This window comes from Polycladomyces zharkentensis (genome assembly GCF_016938855.1).
Taxonomy (GTDB): domain Bacteria; phylum Bacillota; class Bacilli; order Thermoactinomycetales; family JIR-001; genus Polycladomyces; species Polycladomyces zharkentensis.
Map to the genome: position 1 here is coordinate 162970 of NZ_JAFHAP010000005.1, position 15241 is coordinate 178210.

Below are 15241 nucleotides of genomic sequence, written 5' to 3' on the forward strand. Positions count from 1 at the left end.
TCCGGTGGATACCTTTCCGCGAAGCTTTGTCAAGCAGACCCATCGGGTCTGCTTGACGTATGCTTGATGGGAGTGGTGTTGCCCGAGGCATGACACGGACCAGGTTTGGGCGTATCTGTGATCAATGTTGTCTGCATCGTTCCACATATGATCTGAATATTAAAATTATTTTAAATTATACTCCGGCTGTTTCAGCAGTCGATGGCGATCACAGGCGGTCATATCAGGAGTAAGTTCGCACGATCGATGCGGATGGGTATTTTCCTGTCAGAAATGACCGTTGTCAGGTCAAGGCAAAGGGTTGTTTTTAGCATTTCACCGTCAAAAACTGTTTTCCGTAATCTCCATGATCATGAATGGCCGGATGTTCAATTTGAATGGTCGAATGCTCGATCCCATATTTTTCTTTGAGTATGTGATTGATTGCTTGGATCACTTCAAACGGTTGAACATCTTCGTGAATGAAAACATGTGCCGTCAGGGAGTAATGATCCGTGGAGACAGCCCACAAATGCAATTCATGGACGTCCTTTACCCCTTCCACCTTGCTGATTTCTTGGCGGATTGAATCAAGATCAAACTTCTCAGGCACAGCTTCCATCAAAATCAGGTAGGATTCTCGGATAATCTTTGAACCTCCATAGAAAATGATCCCGCCGATGATCATACTGATCAACGGATCAAAAATGTAATAACCGGTAAGGTATATCAAAACGGAAGAAACAATAATCCCGACGGAGCTGAGCAAGTCGCCGATAAAGTGCCAGAGTGCACTTTTGATGTTCAAATTTTCTTCTTTCTTGGAGCTGCGACTTAGAATGATGGTGAGAACAATGTTTACGAACAATCCCACCGTAGCGATGATCAGCATCAGCTGCATGTGAATGTCTCGCGGCTGAATCAATCGGTGTATGCTCTCAATGAATATTCCGATGGCAATCACGACGAGTGCCAGTCCGTTGAGGAATGAAGCGATAATCTCAAAACGAAGGAAACCGAAAGTGTATTTCCGATTGGGGTTCCGTGTTGCCAGGTAGCTGGCGGTCAGACTCAAGCCCAAAGCGAGAACGTCCGAAATCATGTGAGCAGAATCGGACAATAGAGCGAGAGAATGGGATAACAAACCACCCACAATCTCTACGACCGTGAAAAATAAAGTCAGCAACAGGGTGATCCATAATGTTTTCGTTGATGATTGCCGTTCTTTTACGTGATTCAGGTGGTGGTAATCATAAGCTTTCACATCATTCCCCGCCTTAATTAGAATAATTATCATCAAGTATCTGTTATAATCGTACACTTTCTTTTCACAAACTTCAAGTGAACGTTCTATGGATCATACAAATGATTTTCATTTGCGGATTTGTCTGGATGGACTGGCGATCAGCCTGCATCACCTCTCATGTTGAGCCTCCAAAGCCTCAACTTTCGCGGAATTCAACATCCATAACCCGTATTCACCTTGTCATTGCACGGATTGCATGGTGAGATTCCGGCTCGGTTTTCCGCAAATGGGGGAATCATCACGATCCCAGGGGTATTGTATGCGAACAGGAATGTGGAGGTGGAAAAAAGGGAATCAAAATGGGAGGATTGCCATCCATCTCTGAATCAAGGGAAACATCCCCTGATTCATCCATAACAACTTACTTTTTACAATTTGCTTTACTTTATGATGATGAATTTGTTATCATAAATGAGGAACGGCACTTCACGATGGAGGAGTGGAAGAAAAGATGGCGGGTTTGTTCGATCCCATCACATTGCGAGGCATGACGGTCAAAAACCGCATCATGATGTCTCCGATGTGTCAGTACAGCGTGGACACTCTGGACGGTCATCCCAACGAATGGCATTACGTTCACTACGTCTCCCGGGCTGTCGGTGGAACAGGCCTGATCATGATCGAAATGACGGACGTGCATCCGGACGGTCGAATCACCGACAGGGACTTGGGTATCTGGTCGGATGAACATATTCCGTCGTTCCGGCGGATCGTGGAAGCATGTCACCAATACGGAGCCAAAGTCGGTATCCAAATCGCACACGCAGGTCGGAAGGCGGAGTCGGAAAGCCTTCGTCCCCAGGCACCATCGGCCATTCCGTTTTCGGAGCGTTTTCGTGTCCCGCACGAGTTGACCACCGAAGAAGTGAAAGAATTGGTGGAGGCGTTCGGAAAGGCCGCGGAACGGGCAGTGGCCGCCGGAGTCGATACGATCGAATTGCATGGTGCTCATGGGTATTTGATCCATCAATTTTTGTCCAAGCTTTCCAACCGTCGTACGGACGAATACGGAGAACCGGAACGGTTTGCCGCCGAGGTGATTCAGACAGTTCGCCGACGGATTCCCGACGACATGCCGCTCTTGATGAGACTGTCGGCCGTGGAATATACGGAAGGCGGGTACACTTTGGAAGATACGATCGAGCGTTGCCGTCTGTTCCACGAGCTGGGGGTGGATGCGTTCGACGTAAGCAGTGGAGGCGAAAGCCCTGTGGCTCCGCCGATCAAAACGGGTGTACCGGGTTACCAGGTACCGTTTGCCGCCGCCATTCGGGAAGCGGTGGGAGTGCCGGTGATCGCCGTCGGCGGTTTGGATGACCCGAAAGTGGCGGAAATGGTGTTGCAAAACGAGCAAGCCGATATGGTGGCTGTTGGAAGGGCCATGCTGCGTGATCCGTATTGGGCCAATAACGCAGCGTTGGCGTTGGGACAGTCTCACGTGTTGCCCAAGCAGTATGCGCGGGCGTTTTAAGGAAAGGTCCGTCAGTGGGAAACACCCTCCTCATGAGAAGCGGGTGCCGGCGCAAAAACGGGAATGGGTGCCCGCGTGACTCGACCGATCATCTTGGCCGGGTCAAACCCTTTTCAAGGGTGAACCCGGCTTTTTCTGTGGAATCTCCGTTGACAAAGTCGCGCGAGCTCCGATTTCCCTTCTCCCCTCCGCACGCGACGGAAAATCGGTTCACCCGGAACCGCGGTACTCCAACCACTTTGTAGTAGCCTCTTTTCTTTTTTTCTCCCCGGCTGAATAAGGTGTTAGGTAGCAGGAGAAAGAACGGAGGGGGAGAGGCATGCCTTTGATGGAACGGGTGGAGGCGACGATCGATCGTTTGCGTGAAACCCTGTTACGGTGTCAGAAATCCGACGGCCGATGGTCCTTTTGTTTTGAAAGCGGCGTAATGACCGATGCCTACATGATCTTGCTGATGAAGTTGTTGGAAATGCGGGATCAACGACTGGAACAGGGATTGGTGGAGCGGATTTTGGCCAGGCAGGACAATGACGGGATCTGGCGGGTGTTTGAGGATGAGAGTGAAGGGAATCTTTCGTCGACGGTGGATGCCAGTTTGGCGGTGTCTGGCAAAAAGGGAACCCGGCCGCGAGACGGGCGCGTGAATACGTGCGGCACTGCGGTGGCTTGCGATATGCAGGGTCACTTACCCAAGTGGTGCTGTCGCTGTTGGGACATCTCTCTTGGGATCGATATCCCAAGGTGCCTGTGGAATTTTTGCTGCTGCCCCCGTGGTTTCCCGTCAATCTGTTTGACTTTGTCGGATTTACCCGTGTGCATGTGGTGCCCATACTGGTGGCGGCGGATCGGAAGTATGCAGCCTGTCTTCCGGAACGCCCCGATCTGTCCGGTTGGGAGGAGCCGAAACCGAACGATATTCCCTTCATTCTGTCGGATTCGCCGTTGAACGAGTGGGTGAACAGCGCATTCTCGTCTTTACCCGTCGGAACATCACGGGTATTCTCCAGACGCGAGGCTGCGTTAAAATGGGCGGAGACGTTTATGCTTGAACGGTTGGAGCCGGACGGCACGCTGTACAGTTACTTCACGTCCACGTTTTTGATGGTGTTTGCTTTATTGGCGCTGGGCTATCCCAAGGATCATCCGGTTATGGTGCGAGCGTTGCGGGGATTGCGGTCTTTTGTCTGTCCGCTGGCCGAAGGTCTTCATCTGCAGGAAACCACTTCCACGGTGTGGGATACGTCCCTGATCACACACGCATTGCTGGAAAGCGGTTTGAAACCGGATCATCCCGCCATCGGTCAAAGTCTCCGATATCTGTTGTCCCGTCAACAGACGAAACGGTCGGACTGGGAACTGAGAAATCCGGGCGTGCCCGCGGGAGGATGGGGATTTTCCGATCTCAACACCCTGAATCCGGATATGGACGACACGTCGGCGTGTTTGCGTGCCTTGACACCCGCCGCATGTCTATGGGGAGGCAAATATCAGTCGGCGTGGGATCGCGGCATGACCTGGATGATTTCCATGCAAAACCGGGACGGCGGCTGGTCGGCGTTTGAAAAAAATACGGACAAGAAATGGCCGCAGTGGTTGTTGCCGTTTCACGACGCGCGAACGGTGTGGACCGATCCGTCCACGGCCGACCTGACAGGCCGAACACTGGAGTGCGTGTGCCGTTACACGGGTTTGGATCGCCGTCATCCGGTGATCAGGAGAGCTGCCGCCTGGTTGGTGGAACAACAGCAGCGGGACGGATCGTGGTTCGGCCGTTGGGGAATTGCGTACGTGTATGGAACGTGGGCGGCATTGACCGGTTTGGCTGCAGCGGGATGGGATCTGCGTCACCCGACAGTGCGACGGGGCGTTCGTTGGCTGTTGCGCGTGCAACGTCCGGACGGCGGCTGGGGGGAATCCTGTCGGAGTGATCGGGAGCGGCGATATGTACCGCTTCCCTTCAGCACGCCTTCCCAGACGGCGTGGGCCCTTGATGCACTGATTGCAGTACACGACCGACCGACGCCGGAGATCAAGGCGGGCGTCCGCTGTCTGCTGGATCTGCTGGAAAAGAAAGATCCCCGCGTTTTCCGATACCCGACAGGTGCCGGTTTGGCGGGGCAATTTTACATTCATTATCACAGTTATGGCTACATATGGCCGTTGTTGGCCTTGTCCCATTACCGAAACAAATACGGTGATGTCGACAATTGACGACAGGAGAAGTCCGTAGCGGATCGAAATGTGAAAGTGTCCAGGGCGCTTGCCCGGAAACATGTTGCCGCCTATGGATATACCAGATTGGGGTGTGTCTGGCCGTTTCCCAGGTGGACCTAAACCCGGCCAAATCGAAGACCCGGAAAGCGCAGGTATGGAATCACGGGCAAAATCCCCGTGGAGCATCCTTGTCCGCGTCCTGCGTTCCCGGGCGGAGCGGTCATGGTCTGCTTCCTTGGCAGGGCGCTGGTGGAGTGAACCGGGAAAACAATGCGGACGGTATTCACCGACACGCCCCAGAAGAACGTATGGCAAGAAACAGAGGAGGGACGCATATGCCTCAAATCGGACTTCAACTGTACACCTTGCGGAGGGAAATGGGACAGGATATGGCGAGCGTGCTGCACGCCATTGCCCGATTGGGTTACCGCGGGGTGGAATTTGCCGGATTTCACGGAAAGTCCACGGAGGAAATCCGGCGGTTGTTGCATGAGACCGGATTGTATCCGATCGCCAGCCATGTGGGATTGCAGGAGCTGAAAACGACTCTCCCGGACGTGATTTCCTTTCATCGGGCCATCGGTTGCGACACGCTGATTTGCCCGTGGGTGGAGCCGGAACGGATCACCCGACCGGATGAGGCGCAAGCGTTGGCCCGCGATCTGATCGACATCGCCCGCGTATGTCGGGAACACGGTTTGCGGTTTGGTTATCACCATCACGACTTTGAACTGGAACATCGGGTGCAGGATCGACCGGTACTGGATTGGTTGTTGGAGCAAACGGCGGAAGCGGGTGTAAAGGTGGAACTGGATGTTTATTGGCTGAAAAAAGCGGGAATGTCGGAAACCGGGTATATTCGTCGCTATGCCGGCCGCGTACCGTTGATCCATCTGAAGGATATGGAGGATGCACCGGACCGCTTTTTCGCCGCCGTCGGTTCCGGTCTGCTCGATGTGGGGGCGGTGATGACGGCCGGGACGGAAGCGGGTACAGAATGGTTTATTGGGGAACAGGATGCGTGCAGGGAGGGAGTTTCTCCGATAGAGGAAGTGAAACGGAGTGCGGCTTATCTGAAAGCCGAAGGATGGATGGAATGAAGGTGCGTTTGCGACCGTCCACGGAGGCAGATTTCGCGTTTGTGTTTACGCTGAACAAAACCAACATGCGCCGGTACGTGGAGCGTTTGCGCGGATGGAACGACGCCGCCGAGCGGGCGGACATGAAACGAAAATTCCGACCCGGATCAGATCAGATCATCGAAGTGGACGGACGTCCCGCCGGCGTTTTCGCTGTGGATCGCCGGGCGGATGAGTGGCATCTGCGTCATATCGAGCTGTTGCCCGCTTTCCAAAACCGCGGGATCGGCACGGCTCTGATCCGGCAGCTGCTCGAGGAAGCGCATCAACAGGGGGTGGCTGTCACGCTGCAGGTGCTCAAAATGAACCCTGCCCGCCGTTTGTACGAGCGTCTGGGATTTCGCGTGGTGGGGGAAACGGAGATCAAATACCGAATGAAAGCAAAGGAGGAGAAACATGCGAATCGCCCTGTTTTCTGACGTTCACGGAAACGTGACGGCTCTGCAAGCGGTGTTGCGGGAGCTCCGCGAGCGGGGGCCGTTTGATGCCGTGGTGTGTGCGGGGGATATGGTCTTGATGGGTCCTTCCCCGGAGGAAGTGGTGGATCTCTTACGGGCAGAAGGCGTCAAAATGGTGCGTGGCAATTGCGATGATATGGTGTCGGGACTGCTTCCGATCGAGACAGAAGCAGGTTCCGATCCGGTACGGCTGGAACGGTTTCGTGTCCATGTCAAATGGACCCGCGAACGGTTGGGTGAAGAACGGCTGGACTTTCTCCGTTCGTTGCCGGTGACGCGGACATTTGATCCCGCTCCCGGTCAATCCCTGTTGGTATGCCATGCTTCTCCGTCATTTACGAACCAACCGTTGCCCCGTCCGGATCTGTTGAGAACGGAAGGCGCAAAATATTACGGTGATACGGAAGCACGCGTCATCGCTGTCGGTCATTGGCATCAGCCTTCCTTAACATTGTTGGGAGAGCGGATCGTGTTAAACGTTTCTTCCGTTTCCATTCCCATGGACGGACGGCCGATCGCCTGCTTCACGATCGCCGAATGGCGGGACGGCATTTGGAGCTTTGAGCAATATCGGGTGGATTATGACATTGCGCCGGAAATCCATCGGATCAGAGAACGGAATATGCCTTTGCCGCCGTGGCCCAAGCTGGAGGAATGATGGAAGACCGGGACATCATTACGGGTGCATGATGTCCGTGGGGCGGTGGTGCTAGTGGAGCATTTTTCGGAAGCGAAGACCAACAGGTGACGGTGAAACGACAGGTGTGACTCAATCCATCGCCTGGGACGGGTGTTTTGGGGCGAGTTCGTTCAGTTGTGAATTCGGTTTGTCCGTTTTCTTTGACGGAGACGGTTTTCTTCTCAAATTTGTTAAAGAAAGGAGCTGCGGAACCGATTGTTTCACACCGGATAAGGGATGGGCGTATCTCATTCAGTGAAGTGTGTTGCGATCAGTCCACAGCTCCTCGAGCGGGGAGGTGAAGGGGACAATGGAAGCGGAATCATTGTCCTTACTTCTATTATTCCCGCGATTTTCGTTGTTGAAAATAGAGAAAAATATTCCATCCAGAAATTGATAGGGATGCAGGCACTGAGGTGTCTGAGAGCGAAGTGGGTGTTTTTTGTCTGGTCCTGCGGTATAGTAAGTGTTGAAACCGGATCATGGATCAGGAGAAAGGTGGACTGTTTTCCACGATCAACCTTTCGGTCCGGCGATACGGGAGAGAGGAAATAAGCACACCTGGATCAAAAAATGAATGGGCCAGATATGCCCTTTGTAAAGGAGCGGTTGTGATGCATCAAAATCCGAGTGATGCCGTGCGGCGCGAAATTTTGTCGTCGGCCCGAAACATTGCCGTCGTCGGTTTGTCCGACAACCCGGAGCGAACCAGCCATATGATCGCCAAAGCCATGCAGGATGCCGGTTACCGGATTTTTCCCGTCAATCCCAATCTATCCGGTCCGGTGCTGGGAGAAAGGCCGTATGCCTCGCTGTTGGAGATCGAGGAGCCGATCGATATCGTTGACGTGTTCCGCCGCAGTGAGCATGTAATGCCGATTGCCAAGGAAGCGGTGGAGGCGGGGGCCAAAGTGCTGTGGCTGCAACAGGGGATTGTGAATGAGGAAGCGGCCGATTATGCCAAAAAACACGGCATGACCGTCGTGATGGATCGTTGTATCAAGGTGGATCATGCCTTGTTGGTACGGTGAGCAAACAGCGTCCATCGAGGTTGCATGCGGGATCAAACACAATCTGCAGTTGTCAGGCTGGGAACAAGCGGTGTCCTCAAAGGGTTCGGGTGGCCGGGTATGTTTACAGTTGAAGGCGTGTCTGAGGGGGCATTGTTTTTCCAGGCGAACGACGGACTGGATGCTTCGAAACGATAAGCGCGGGAGTAAGATCGCGGGTTGTTCCCTCCCGACGGAGCGAACTTGCCCGTGTTCTGATCTTCAAGGCTCCTGGCGGCTTTTTGCATTGCCTTCTTGCGGGCGCTGGTGGAGCGATCCGGGAAAACGGTGTGCGTGAGATTTGCCGGACATATTTTCGGCAATGGATGTACCCGAGCCACAGACGGTGTTTTCCTCTTCCGCAAAATTGGGTAGCCCAAGGTTGCAACACGTCGGAGTCCGGTTCATAATAAAAGTTAAGGAATGGTTAACAGTCAGCACATCAACGAACACCGAAGAGGTGATTCCGGTGGAAGCGATGAAGTTGTCCACGCTGGTACTGACTGTTTCACCCGATCTGTACGATCTGTTGAAGGAAGAGGAGCTGAACTCCCACATCGTGATCCGGGGAGACGTGTCTTCCATCGGACCGGAAGACCTGAATGAAATCATCGCTCGCACGATCGAGTATCATCATAGCGCCCCTTATCACTAAGGGGCGCGTTGTTGTGTTCATTCGTATTTCTTTTGCATCTCCTGCTGTTTCTGTTCGATGAAAGCCTGCAGCTTGTCTCTTTTCTCGGTCAAAATTTGATCCAATTTGTCATAGCGTTGTTGTCGGTATGATTCCAACGCATTGTATCGATCGATGATTTTGTTGCTCAGTTCGGAATACTGACCGTCCTGCAGCTTGTTTTTACGATCCAAAAATTCCAAGGCGCTATCCAGATGTTTGCGTTCCGTCTGCAGTTTGTTGTCGAACTGGCTGCCGGCATATCCGGCGATCAGCTCAAGACGTTGCCATTTGGCATTGTATTGATCGTTGACGTCCAGCCAGTTGGTGTTGCCCCAGTCGTTCCAGGCCAACCACATTTGGGTGTATTGCTCTTCCAGATACATCTCCAGATCCTGTTGATCCTTGGCCGTTGAATATTCCCCGCCCCCGGCATCGGCCACCGCCTGCAACGCTTTTTGTCCGGCATTGTCCACATCAAATCCGATAATGTTGACCACCGCCTGGATGTTGGATTGATGCAAAGACTGTGCCGCCGCTACCGGATCGCCGCCGCAAGTTTCAATGCCGTCGCTGACGATGTAGACGATATTCTCCGTATTTGGACCGTTGTGTGCGGCCAAGTCCGATTGGGCGTCCCGGATGGCCTTGGCGAGCGGGGTCCAGCCGGCCGGGCGGAAACGTCCCAGCGCTTGTTGGAATCGGGCGGCGTCGTAGGTACCGGAGGGATACACCACTTCGCTGCTGTTGCAGGACATCGCTTTGTCCTTGGCCTGATTGGTCCCTTTGTGACCGTAGACCCGCAGGGAAACGGTCGTCCCGTCCGGAAGCTGGGAGGCAAACCGCCCGATCGCCTCTTTGGCCTGTTCCATTTTGGTTTTCCCGTCAATTTTCCCGGCCATGCTGCCGCTGGCGTCCAGCAGGATGGCGACATTCAGCTTTTTGGCGTCCGGAGCTTGAACGCGCAAGTCATCCGGTGCTTTGTTGCGGATTTCGAAGGACGTGTCAAAGTGATCCAGCTTGTCCACGATCGGTTTGTAATTCTCGGCCAGATAATAGATCAGCCGGTTGTATAATTGATCGGTGGAAAGGCCGTTCGGCAATTTGGCCAATTCGCTTTGCAGGGCCGCCGCATCATAGTCGTAACCCGCATATTTGCCGGGTCCTTCCTTCACCATGCCTTCCGGTGTCGTGGCTGCGCGGAAATCTTCGGGTTTGATTTTTTGCCAAGGTTCAAGTGGTTCTGTTTTTTTGGCCTGTGGTTTTGTCTGACCCGGTTTGGATGTCTGGGCCGTTTGCATCAGCAAAGAGCAACCCGAAAGCAACAAAACGGAAAAAATGATGACAAAGGACAACCACTTCTTCACATGATCACCTCGGATGGATTGGGTTGACAAATTTCATGGTACAACACGTTGAAATGAAAATCACTACGAAAAAAGTTTGAATGTGAAAGGCCATCACATCGGCAATGACTGCTGCCGCTCGGCAGGAACCGTCTCCGTCGAGCGCAACAACCGGGGCAGGCGGAAACTCATGATCATGGCGTAAAGGATCAACCCGGCACCGGAGACGATAAACACCCGGCTCACCCCGATCCACTCGGCCAGCCAAGCGCCGACCATCGGGGCGATCAGGATGGCGGCGTTTTGTACGGCGGTGACGACGCCACTCACCCGTCCCATCAAGTGTTCCGGGGTTTCGGTTTGCAACAGGGTACTGAAGGAAACCGTGGAGAATGCGTTGATAAAACCGATCATCCACCAAATGCACACGTAAAAAACGAAGTCTCGTGGTAACCATCCCATGCCGCCAAGTCCTTTGAGTAAAGTGAGCAAGCCGAACAACACATGGGAGCCCAGGATCAGCCCCAACGGATGCGGGGCTTTTCGCCACGCTCCCAACACGATCGAACCGATCACGTTGCCGCAACCGACCACAGCCACCAGCGTGCCGTAGGCGGTGGAAGGCATGCCCATCACGCGGGTCCACACGGAACCCAAACCCTCGATCAAAAAGATCATCCACATGGCGATGGAGGAACAGATCAGACCGGACAGGAGAACCGACCGCGCCCCGATGTGACCGATTCCCTCGCGAAATTCCAACCAAAAGTGCTGTGTTTGCCGTTCTTCTTTCAGTGCCGATCTTGTTTTCGGTAAAAACATCAAAAAACAAGCGGATAACACGAAACCGACCGCTTCCACCAGAAAGGCCGTGTGCGGGGATGTCACCGTCAAAAGTGCCGCTCCCAGTGAAGGACCGATTATTTTGGCGGCGGTCAGCACCGCCTGACTGAGTGCGTTGGCTTGTTTCAGCAGATCGGCCGGGACGGTGCTGCGGATCATCCCTTGCCGTGCGGGGTCGAACATCGCGCCGCATGTGCCTTTCAAAAAGACCAGCAACAGGAGCAGATAGTAGTTGTCCACCCAGTACAGTCCCAATACGAGCAGTACCCGGGCGATGTCGCAACCAATCATGATTGTCTTGCGGGAGTAACGATCGCTCCATACGGCCAGGAGCGGCCCGCACATGATCCACGGCAAGCCGAAGACAACAAGAAACAGTCCCATTTCACCTGGACCCATTTTCCACTGAAACACCAAAATGGCGTTCAATGCGATGAAATCCAACCAATTGCCCAGATCGGAAAAAATCTGACCGCTCATCAACAGGCGGAATGGTCGGACTTTTAGCGGCAAGAACAGAGAGGCTTTCATCGTATACTCCCTTTCGACAAAAAATGGGATCACCCTGTTTTCTTATCCCATTGTAGCAATTTTCGGACCGTCATATCAGTGTAATTCAAAAAATAGGGAATAATAAGCCCGTTGTCGAGTGAGAGGGAAAACACAGCCTTTTCGAATGGGGATACCAATGTCGTCGGATGGGAAAGTGCTTCCGCCCTCTCGCAAGTCCGACGGAATTTTGATACAATCAAGCCGAGGAGTGTGCAATGCAAAACCACAATGCGAGCGGTGACTCGTGAAACAAGCGGAAACAGGCTTGGATGCAGCCATCGCGGATGGAGTGGGTGGCCACGCCGGATGAAGAGAGAAGCCCGCGACTTTGGCTGTGTGAGCAAGCCTGCTTACGGAAAAGCCAAGATTTGGATGTCTTCCAAGGGGGTACTCACAACCGCATGCCTGCTGAGCAGACCAAAGAATTGTGTGTGTTGACTCGTGAGAAGCTGAAAGAAGCCAAGACGATGCTGGAGTCCTTTCTGAACTACACCAGTGTTCCGCAGTTGTTGGAAGAGACCGGTGACCAAGAGGGGATGGAGGAATATTACCGGGAATTTCTGAGTGACCTCCGGCACTTGAGTGTGGCCTGTGAGATCGGTTATGAGAAGGTCAGCCTTGTTCTCCGCCGGGCCAAGTTCAATCAGGATTTCGCCGAAAAAGTCCTGAACGAGATCGTGCACACGTGCGTGTACAATTTCTACTATCCCCGGAACGAAGTGTACGAAGAGGACGGGCGGTACTGCTACACCAGCATGGACGCGATTTCGTTTCGCAGGAAGCCGGCAGAGTCGCTTCGACAACTCGTGCTGTCGCTCTCCAAAATCTTTGAACAGCTTCGCGACGAGCTGGAATATTACGAGACGGACTACATCACGCGGGTGCGGATGCAGAAGCACATCACCAACGTATCATCCGCAACGTGAATATCATAACGGAAAAAATGAGCGGGAGAGAAAAATCCCGCTTTTTTTCGTGAAAAATTTGTCGAAAAACCGTGACAAGAATTGTCGAATGCGATACAATCAAAGCGTTATTCCGTGGCACGGTTGTGATCGGCATAGGTGTGAAATGCTTCGGATCGAGCAGAAAAAGGGAAGAGGAGGAATCTTTCATGGCAGGCTCCGGCACGGCACTGGGGTCCGATTGGTCTTTTCAACCTTCGGACAAGCTCTTGGGTTCCCTTGATTACCGTCGTTCCCGCGCGCGTTTGCTGCGCCGCATCGCATCGGATCCGCAAGCCTCTCACTATCTGGAATTGGCTTGGTTGGAATACCGCAAGCGCCATTATGAAGCGGCCAAAGAAACGGTGGAAAAAGCCCTTCAACAGATGCCGCAATCAGCCGAAGGATATTTGCTTCTCGCCATGATTTTCGAACGGTTGGAGCAAACGGCGGAAGCCGGAGAGACGTATCGCAAACTCCTGCGGGAACATCCCGATTTCAGTCCCGCCTATCGCGAATACGCCCGGTATCTGCTCGCAACGGAAGGGATGTTGCAAGCGGCGGAATCGCATTTGTTGCGCGGTTTGGAGTTGAATCCGCGTGACGGTCTGGGACACGCCCTGCTGGCGGAAGTGTATGCCGGTACAGGTCGGCGGCGGCAGGCGCTGTTGCATTTGGAAATCGCCAACTGGTATCACGAAGGGGACACGCTTTTGCACCAGCGTTGTGCCAAAGTGTTGATGCAAGTGGGGGAATTTCATCAGGCCGTGGAACACCTCCGGTTGGCAGTCGAAGCCGACCCGAGAAACAAAGAGATCCGTTCCCTGTTTCGCGTCGTGAAACGTTCGCAGGAAAAGAAGCGCGCCTTTTCGTTCCCGGTATTTCCGTTCTTTCGCAAAAGGGTTCGCTCTTAACTTTTCCTCAAGAAAAATTCAAGCAAATATCGACAAATTTCGAGAATAATGGTACAATGTCCAACGAAGGTGAACGATGTTCATCTTCCTTGCTCAATCGTGCCGGTCATCGGTGCGCAGATCCCATGACCACTCACGCATGGGATCCGGCTGGCAACAGCCCGTAGCTTTAAGCTACCACGCTTCATAACTCCTAATCTTGACCCTCTTTCATGTGGCCAGGAATCTCCTGGTCTTTTTCTTTATGAGCGGGTATTGACCGATCCGATAAAATCGGGTATCCTATAATTGATATTGAGAATCAATATCAATTAAGCTTTTGATCCTTCCCTTTTGATGGAATGTGCATGAAACCCCTTTTGCCTGCCTGCCCGGCGGGCTTTTCTTTTTATCCGTTGGGGGAGTTCGGTTGACGATGATTCTTCAGCGGGGTAAGCTGAGAGAAAACCATGTGTACCCTACGGGCGCGGGTGAGGTGAAGGGAATGATGTCTTCGGGCGAGTGGACCGCCATATGCGGTCGCGTGGTACTGGCGGATGGCATATTGGATGACGGAATGGTGGTTTTTCAGGGGGAACGAATCCTGTATGCAGGTCCGTGTTTGGAGGAGTACGGGCAACGGGGGGTTGTGCAAAAAACGACCGGGTTTATCTGGCCCGGCTTGATCGATGTACATGTTCACGGTGCAGGTGGAGCGGATGTGATGGACGGAACGCCGTCATCGCTTCGCACCATGGCGAAGACATTGGCACGACACGGGGTTACCGGTTTTTTGGCTACGACCGTGACGATGGATCGCCCACGTCTGGAGAAGGCATTGGCCAATGTGGCCGCAGAAGCTCCACGAATGCGGGAAGGTGCGGAAGTATTGGGGGTCCATCTGGAAGGGCCGTGGATTTGTCCGCGTCATCGTGGTGCACAAAACCCGGCGTACATCACCGATCCCCGACCGCAAGATGCCGAATGGGCATGGAATGCCTCTGACGGATGGCTCAGATGGGTGACATTGGCCCCGGAACGTCCGGGAGCGCCGGAGTTGATTCGCCGTTTTGCCGATCGCGGTGTGGTGGTTTCCGCCGGTCACACAGGTGCGACATATGAGGAGATGCAGGAAGCGATCGCTGCCGGGGTGACACACGCCACGCACTGTTTCAATGCCATGACCGGTCTTCACCACCGTCAACCGGGGACAGTCGGAGCGGTGTTGTCGGATGACCGCTTGACAACAGAAGTGATCGCTGACGGCTTTCATGTTCATCCCGCAGTGATTCGCTTGCTGGCCAAGGTGAAGGAACGGGACAGTCTGTTGTTGATCACCGACGGCATTCGTGCCGTTGGACTCCCGGACGGCAGATATGAGCTGGGAGGTCTGACCGTATATGCCAAAGCGGGGAAAGCGACGCTGGAGGACGGTGGATTGGCCGGCAGTTTGCTGACGATGGATGAAGCGGTTCGCAATATGGCGCGTTATGCGCATATCCCCCTATGGAAAGCAGTCCGTATGGCATCCCTCGCACCTGCGAAAAAACTGGGGTTGGATGACCGGATGGGCAGTCTGGAAACCGGGAAACTGGCCAATATTGTGTTGACGGACGAAAATTGCCGGGTTCTTCGCGTATGGGTCAAGGGGCGCTTGATCGCAGAAGCGGAGAAAAAGGAGTGAAGAGATGCACC

Annotated in this window: 13 protein-coding genes and 1 pseudogene; 11 read left to right on the forward strand and 3 right to left on the reverse strand. The window is 53.6% G+C overall.

Features of this window, described 5'->3' with window-relative positions; all coding sequences use genetic code 11:
- Window positions 1-307: 307 nt before the first annotated feature.
- Window positions 308-1243, reverse strand: a complete 936-nt coding sequence (locus JQC72_RS05290; protein ID WP_205493492.1) for a cation diffusion facilitator family transporter — start codon at window positions 1241-1243, stop codon at window positions 308-310.
- Between the two features lie 493 nt (window positions 1244-1736).
- On the opposite strand from JQC72_RS05290, the gene JQC72_RS05295 reads away from it, so the two are divergent.
- The 8 genes and pseudogenes from JQC72_RS05295 to JQC72_RS05325 all read left to right on the forward strand — a co-directional run bounded on the left by JQC72_RS05295 (window position 1737) and on the right by JQC72_RS05325 (window position 8950).
- The gene (locus tag JQC72_RS05295) at window positions 1737-2756 is read left to right on the forward strand and encodes an NADH:flavin oxidoreductase/NADH oxidase (protein WP_205493494.1); all 1020 of its coding nucleotides are present in this window, start codon (window positions 1737-1739) and stop codon (window positions 2754-2756) included.
- Between the two features lie 328 nt (window positions 2757-3084).
- Window positions 3085-3300, forward strand: a pseudogene (locus JQC72_RS16715) (squalene--hopene cyclase); the annotation flags it as partial.
- Between the two features lie 104 nt (window positions 3301-3404).
- Window positions 3405-4967, forward strand: coding sequence for a terpene cyclase/mutase family protein (locus JQC72_RS05300; RefSeq protein WP_335342400.1), 1563 nt, complete (start codon window positions 3405-3407; stop codon window positions 4965-4967).
- Window positions 4968-5305: 338 nt separating this feature from the next.
- Window positions 5306-6070 carry a sugar phosphate isomerase/epimerase family protein gene (locus JQC72_RS05305; protein WP_205493496.1) on the forward strand — a complete coding sequence of 255 codons (765 nt, stop codon included), beginning with the start codon at window positions 5306-5308 and terminating at the stop codon, window positions 6068-6070.
- On the forward strand, window positions 6067-6528 hold the full coding sequence (locus tag JQC72_RS05310) for a GNAT family N-acetyltransferase (RefSeq protein WP_205493498.1): 462 nt from the start codon (window positions 6067-6069) through the stop codon (window positions 6526-6528). The genes JQC72_RS05305 and JQC72_RS05310 overlap by 4 nt, the downstream gene beginning before the upstream one ends.
- Window positions 6506-7225, forward strand: a complete 720-nt coding sequence (locus JQC72_RS05315) for a metallophosphoesterase family protein (protein ID WP_205493500.1) — start codon at window positions 6506-6508, stop codon at window positions 7223-7225. Before JQC72_RS05310 ends, JQC72_RS05315 begins: the two co-directional genes overlap by 23 nt.
- A gap of 632 nt (window positions 7226-7857) precedes the next feature.
- On the forward strand, window positions 7858-8277 hold the full coding sequence (locus JQC72_RS05320) for a CoA-binding protein (RefSeq protein ID WP_335342401.1): 420 nt from the start codon (window positions 7858-7860) through the stop codon (window positions 8275-8277).
- Window positions 8278-8764: 487 nt separating this feature from the next.
- A complete protein-coding gene (locus tag JQC72_RS05325; RefSeq protein ID WP_205493504.1) occupies window positions 8765-8950 on the forward strand; it encodes a hypothetical protein in 186 nt (61 codons plus the stop codon).
- Window positions 8951-8967: 17 nt separating this feature from the next.
- On the opposite strand, the gene JQC72_RS05330 is transcribed toward JQC72_RS05325, so the two are convergent.
- Window positions 8968-10335 (reverse strand): vWA domain-containing protein, encoded by a 1368-nt coding sequence (locus JQC72_RS05330; RefSeq protein WP_205493506.1) that lies wholly within the window; start codon window positions 10333-10335, stop codon window positions 8968-8970.
- A gap of 93 nt (window positions 10336-10428) precedes the next feature.
- Window positions 10429-11688: an MFS transporter gene (locus JQC72_RS05335; RefSeq protein ID WP_205493508.1), complete on the reverse strand. Its 1260-nt coding sequence runs from the start codon at window positions 11686-11688 to the stop codon at window positions 10429-10431.
- 422 nt (window positions 11689-12110) lie between these two features.
- On the opposite strand from JQC72_RS05335, the gene JQC72_RS05340 reads away from it, so the two are divergent.
- From JQC72_RS05340 to nagA, 3 genes are all read left to right on the forward strand, one after another.
- Window positions 12111-12635 (forward strand): DUF3907 family protein, encoded by a 525-nt coding sequence (locus JQC72_RS05340; protein ID WP_205493511.1) that lies wholly within the window; start codon window positions 12111-12113, stop codon window positions 12633-12635.
- A gap of 188 nt (window positions 12636-12823) precedes the next feature.
- Window positions 12824-13567: a tetratricopeptide repeat protein gene (locus JQC72_RS05345; RefSeq protein WP_205493512.1), complete on the forward strand. Its 744-nt coding sequence runs from the start codon at window positions 12824-12826 to the stop codon at window positions 13565-13567.
- Between the two features lie 415 nt (window positions 13568-13982).
- Window positions 13983-15230, forward strand: coding sequence for an N-acetylglucosamine-6-phosphate deacetylase (gene nagA / locus JQC72_RS05350; RefSeq protein WP_205493514.1), 1248 nt, complete (start codon window positions 13983-13985; stop codon window positions 15228-15230).
- Window positions 15231-15241: the final 11 nt, after the last annotated feature.

Coding starts and splice junctions, on each gene's coding strand:
- JQC72_RS05295 (WP_205493494.1), top strand. CDS start 1,737: ATGGCGGGTTTGTTCGATCCCATCACATTGCGAGGCATGACGGTCAAA.
- JQC72_RS05305 (WP_205493496.1), top strand. CDS start 5,306: ATGCCTCAAATCGGACTTCAACTGTACACCTTGCGGAGGGAAATGGGA.
- JQC72_RS05310 (WP_205493498.1), top strand. CDS start 6,067: ATGAAGGTGCGTTTGCGACCGTCCACGGAGGCAGATTTCGCGTTTGTG.
- JQC72_RS05315 (WP_205493500.1), top strand. CDS start 6,506: ATGCGAATCGCCCTGTTTTCTGACGTTCACGGAAACGTGACGGCTCTG.
- JQC72_RS05335 (WP_205493508.1), bottom strand. CDS start 11,688: ATGAAAGCCTCTCTGTTCTTGCCGCTAAAAGTCCGACCATTCCGCCTG.
- JQC72_RS05340 (WP_205493511.1), top strand. CDS start 12,111: ATGCCTGCTGAGCAGACCAAAGAATTGTGTGTGTTGACTCGTGAGAAG.
- JQC72_RS05345 (WP_205493512.1), top strand. CDS start 12,824: ATGGCAGGCTCCGGCACGGCACTGGGGTCCGATTGGTCTTTTCAACCT.
- nagA (WP_205493514.1), top strand. CDS start 13,983: ATGATTCTTCAGCGGGGTAAGCTGAGAGAAAACCATGTGTACCCTACG.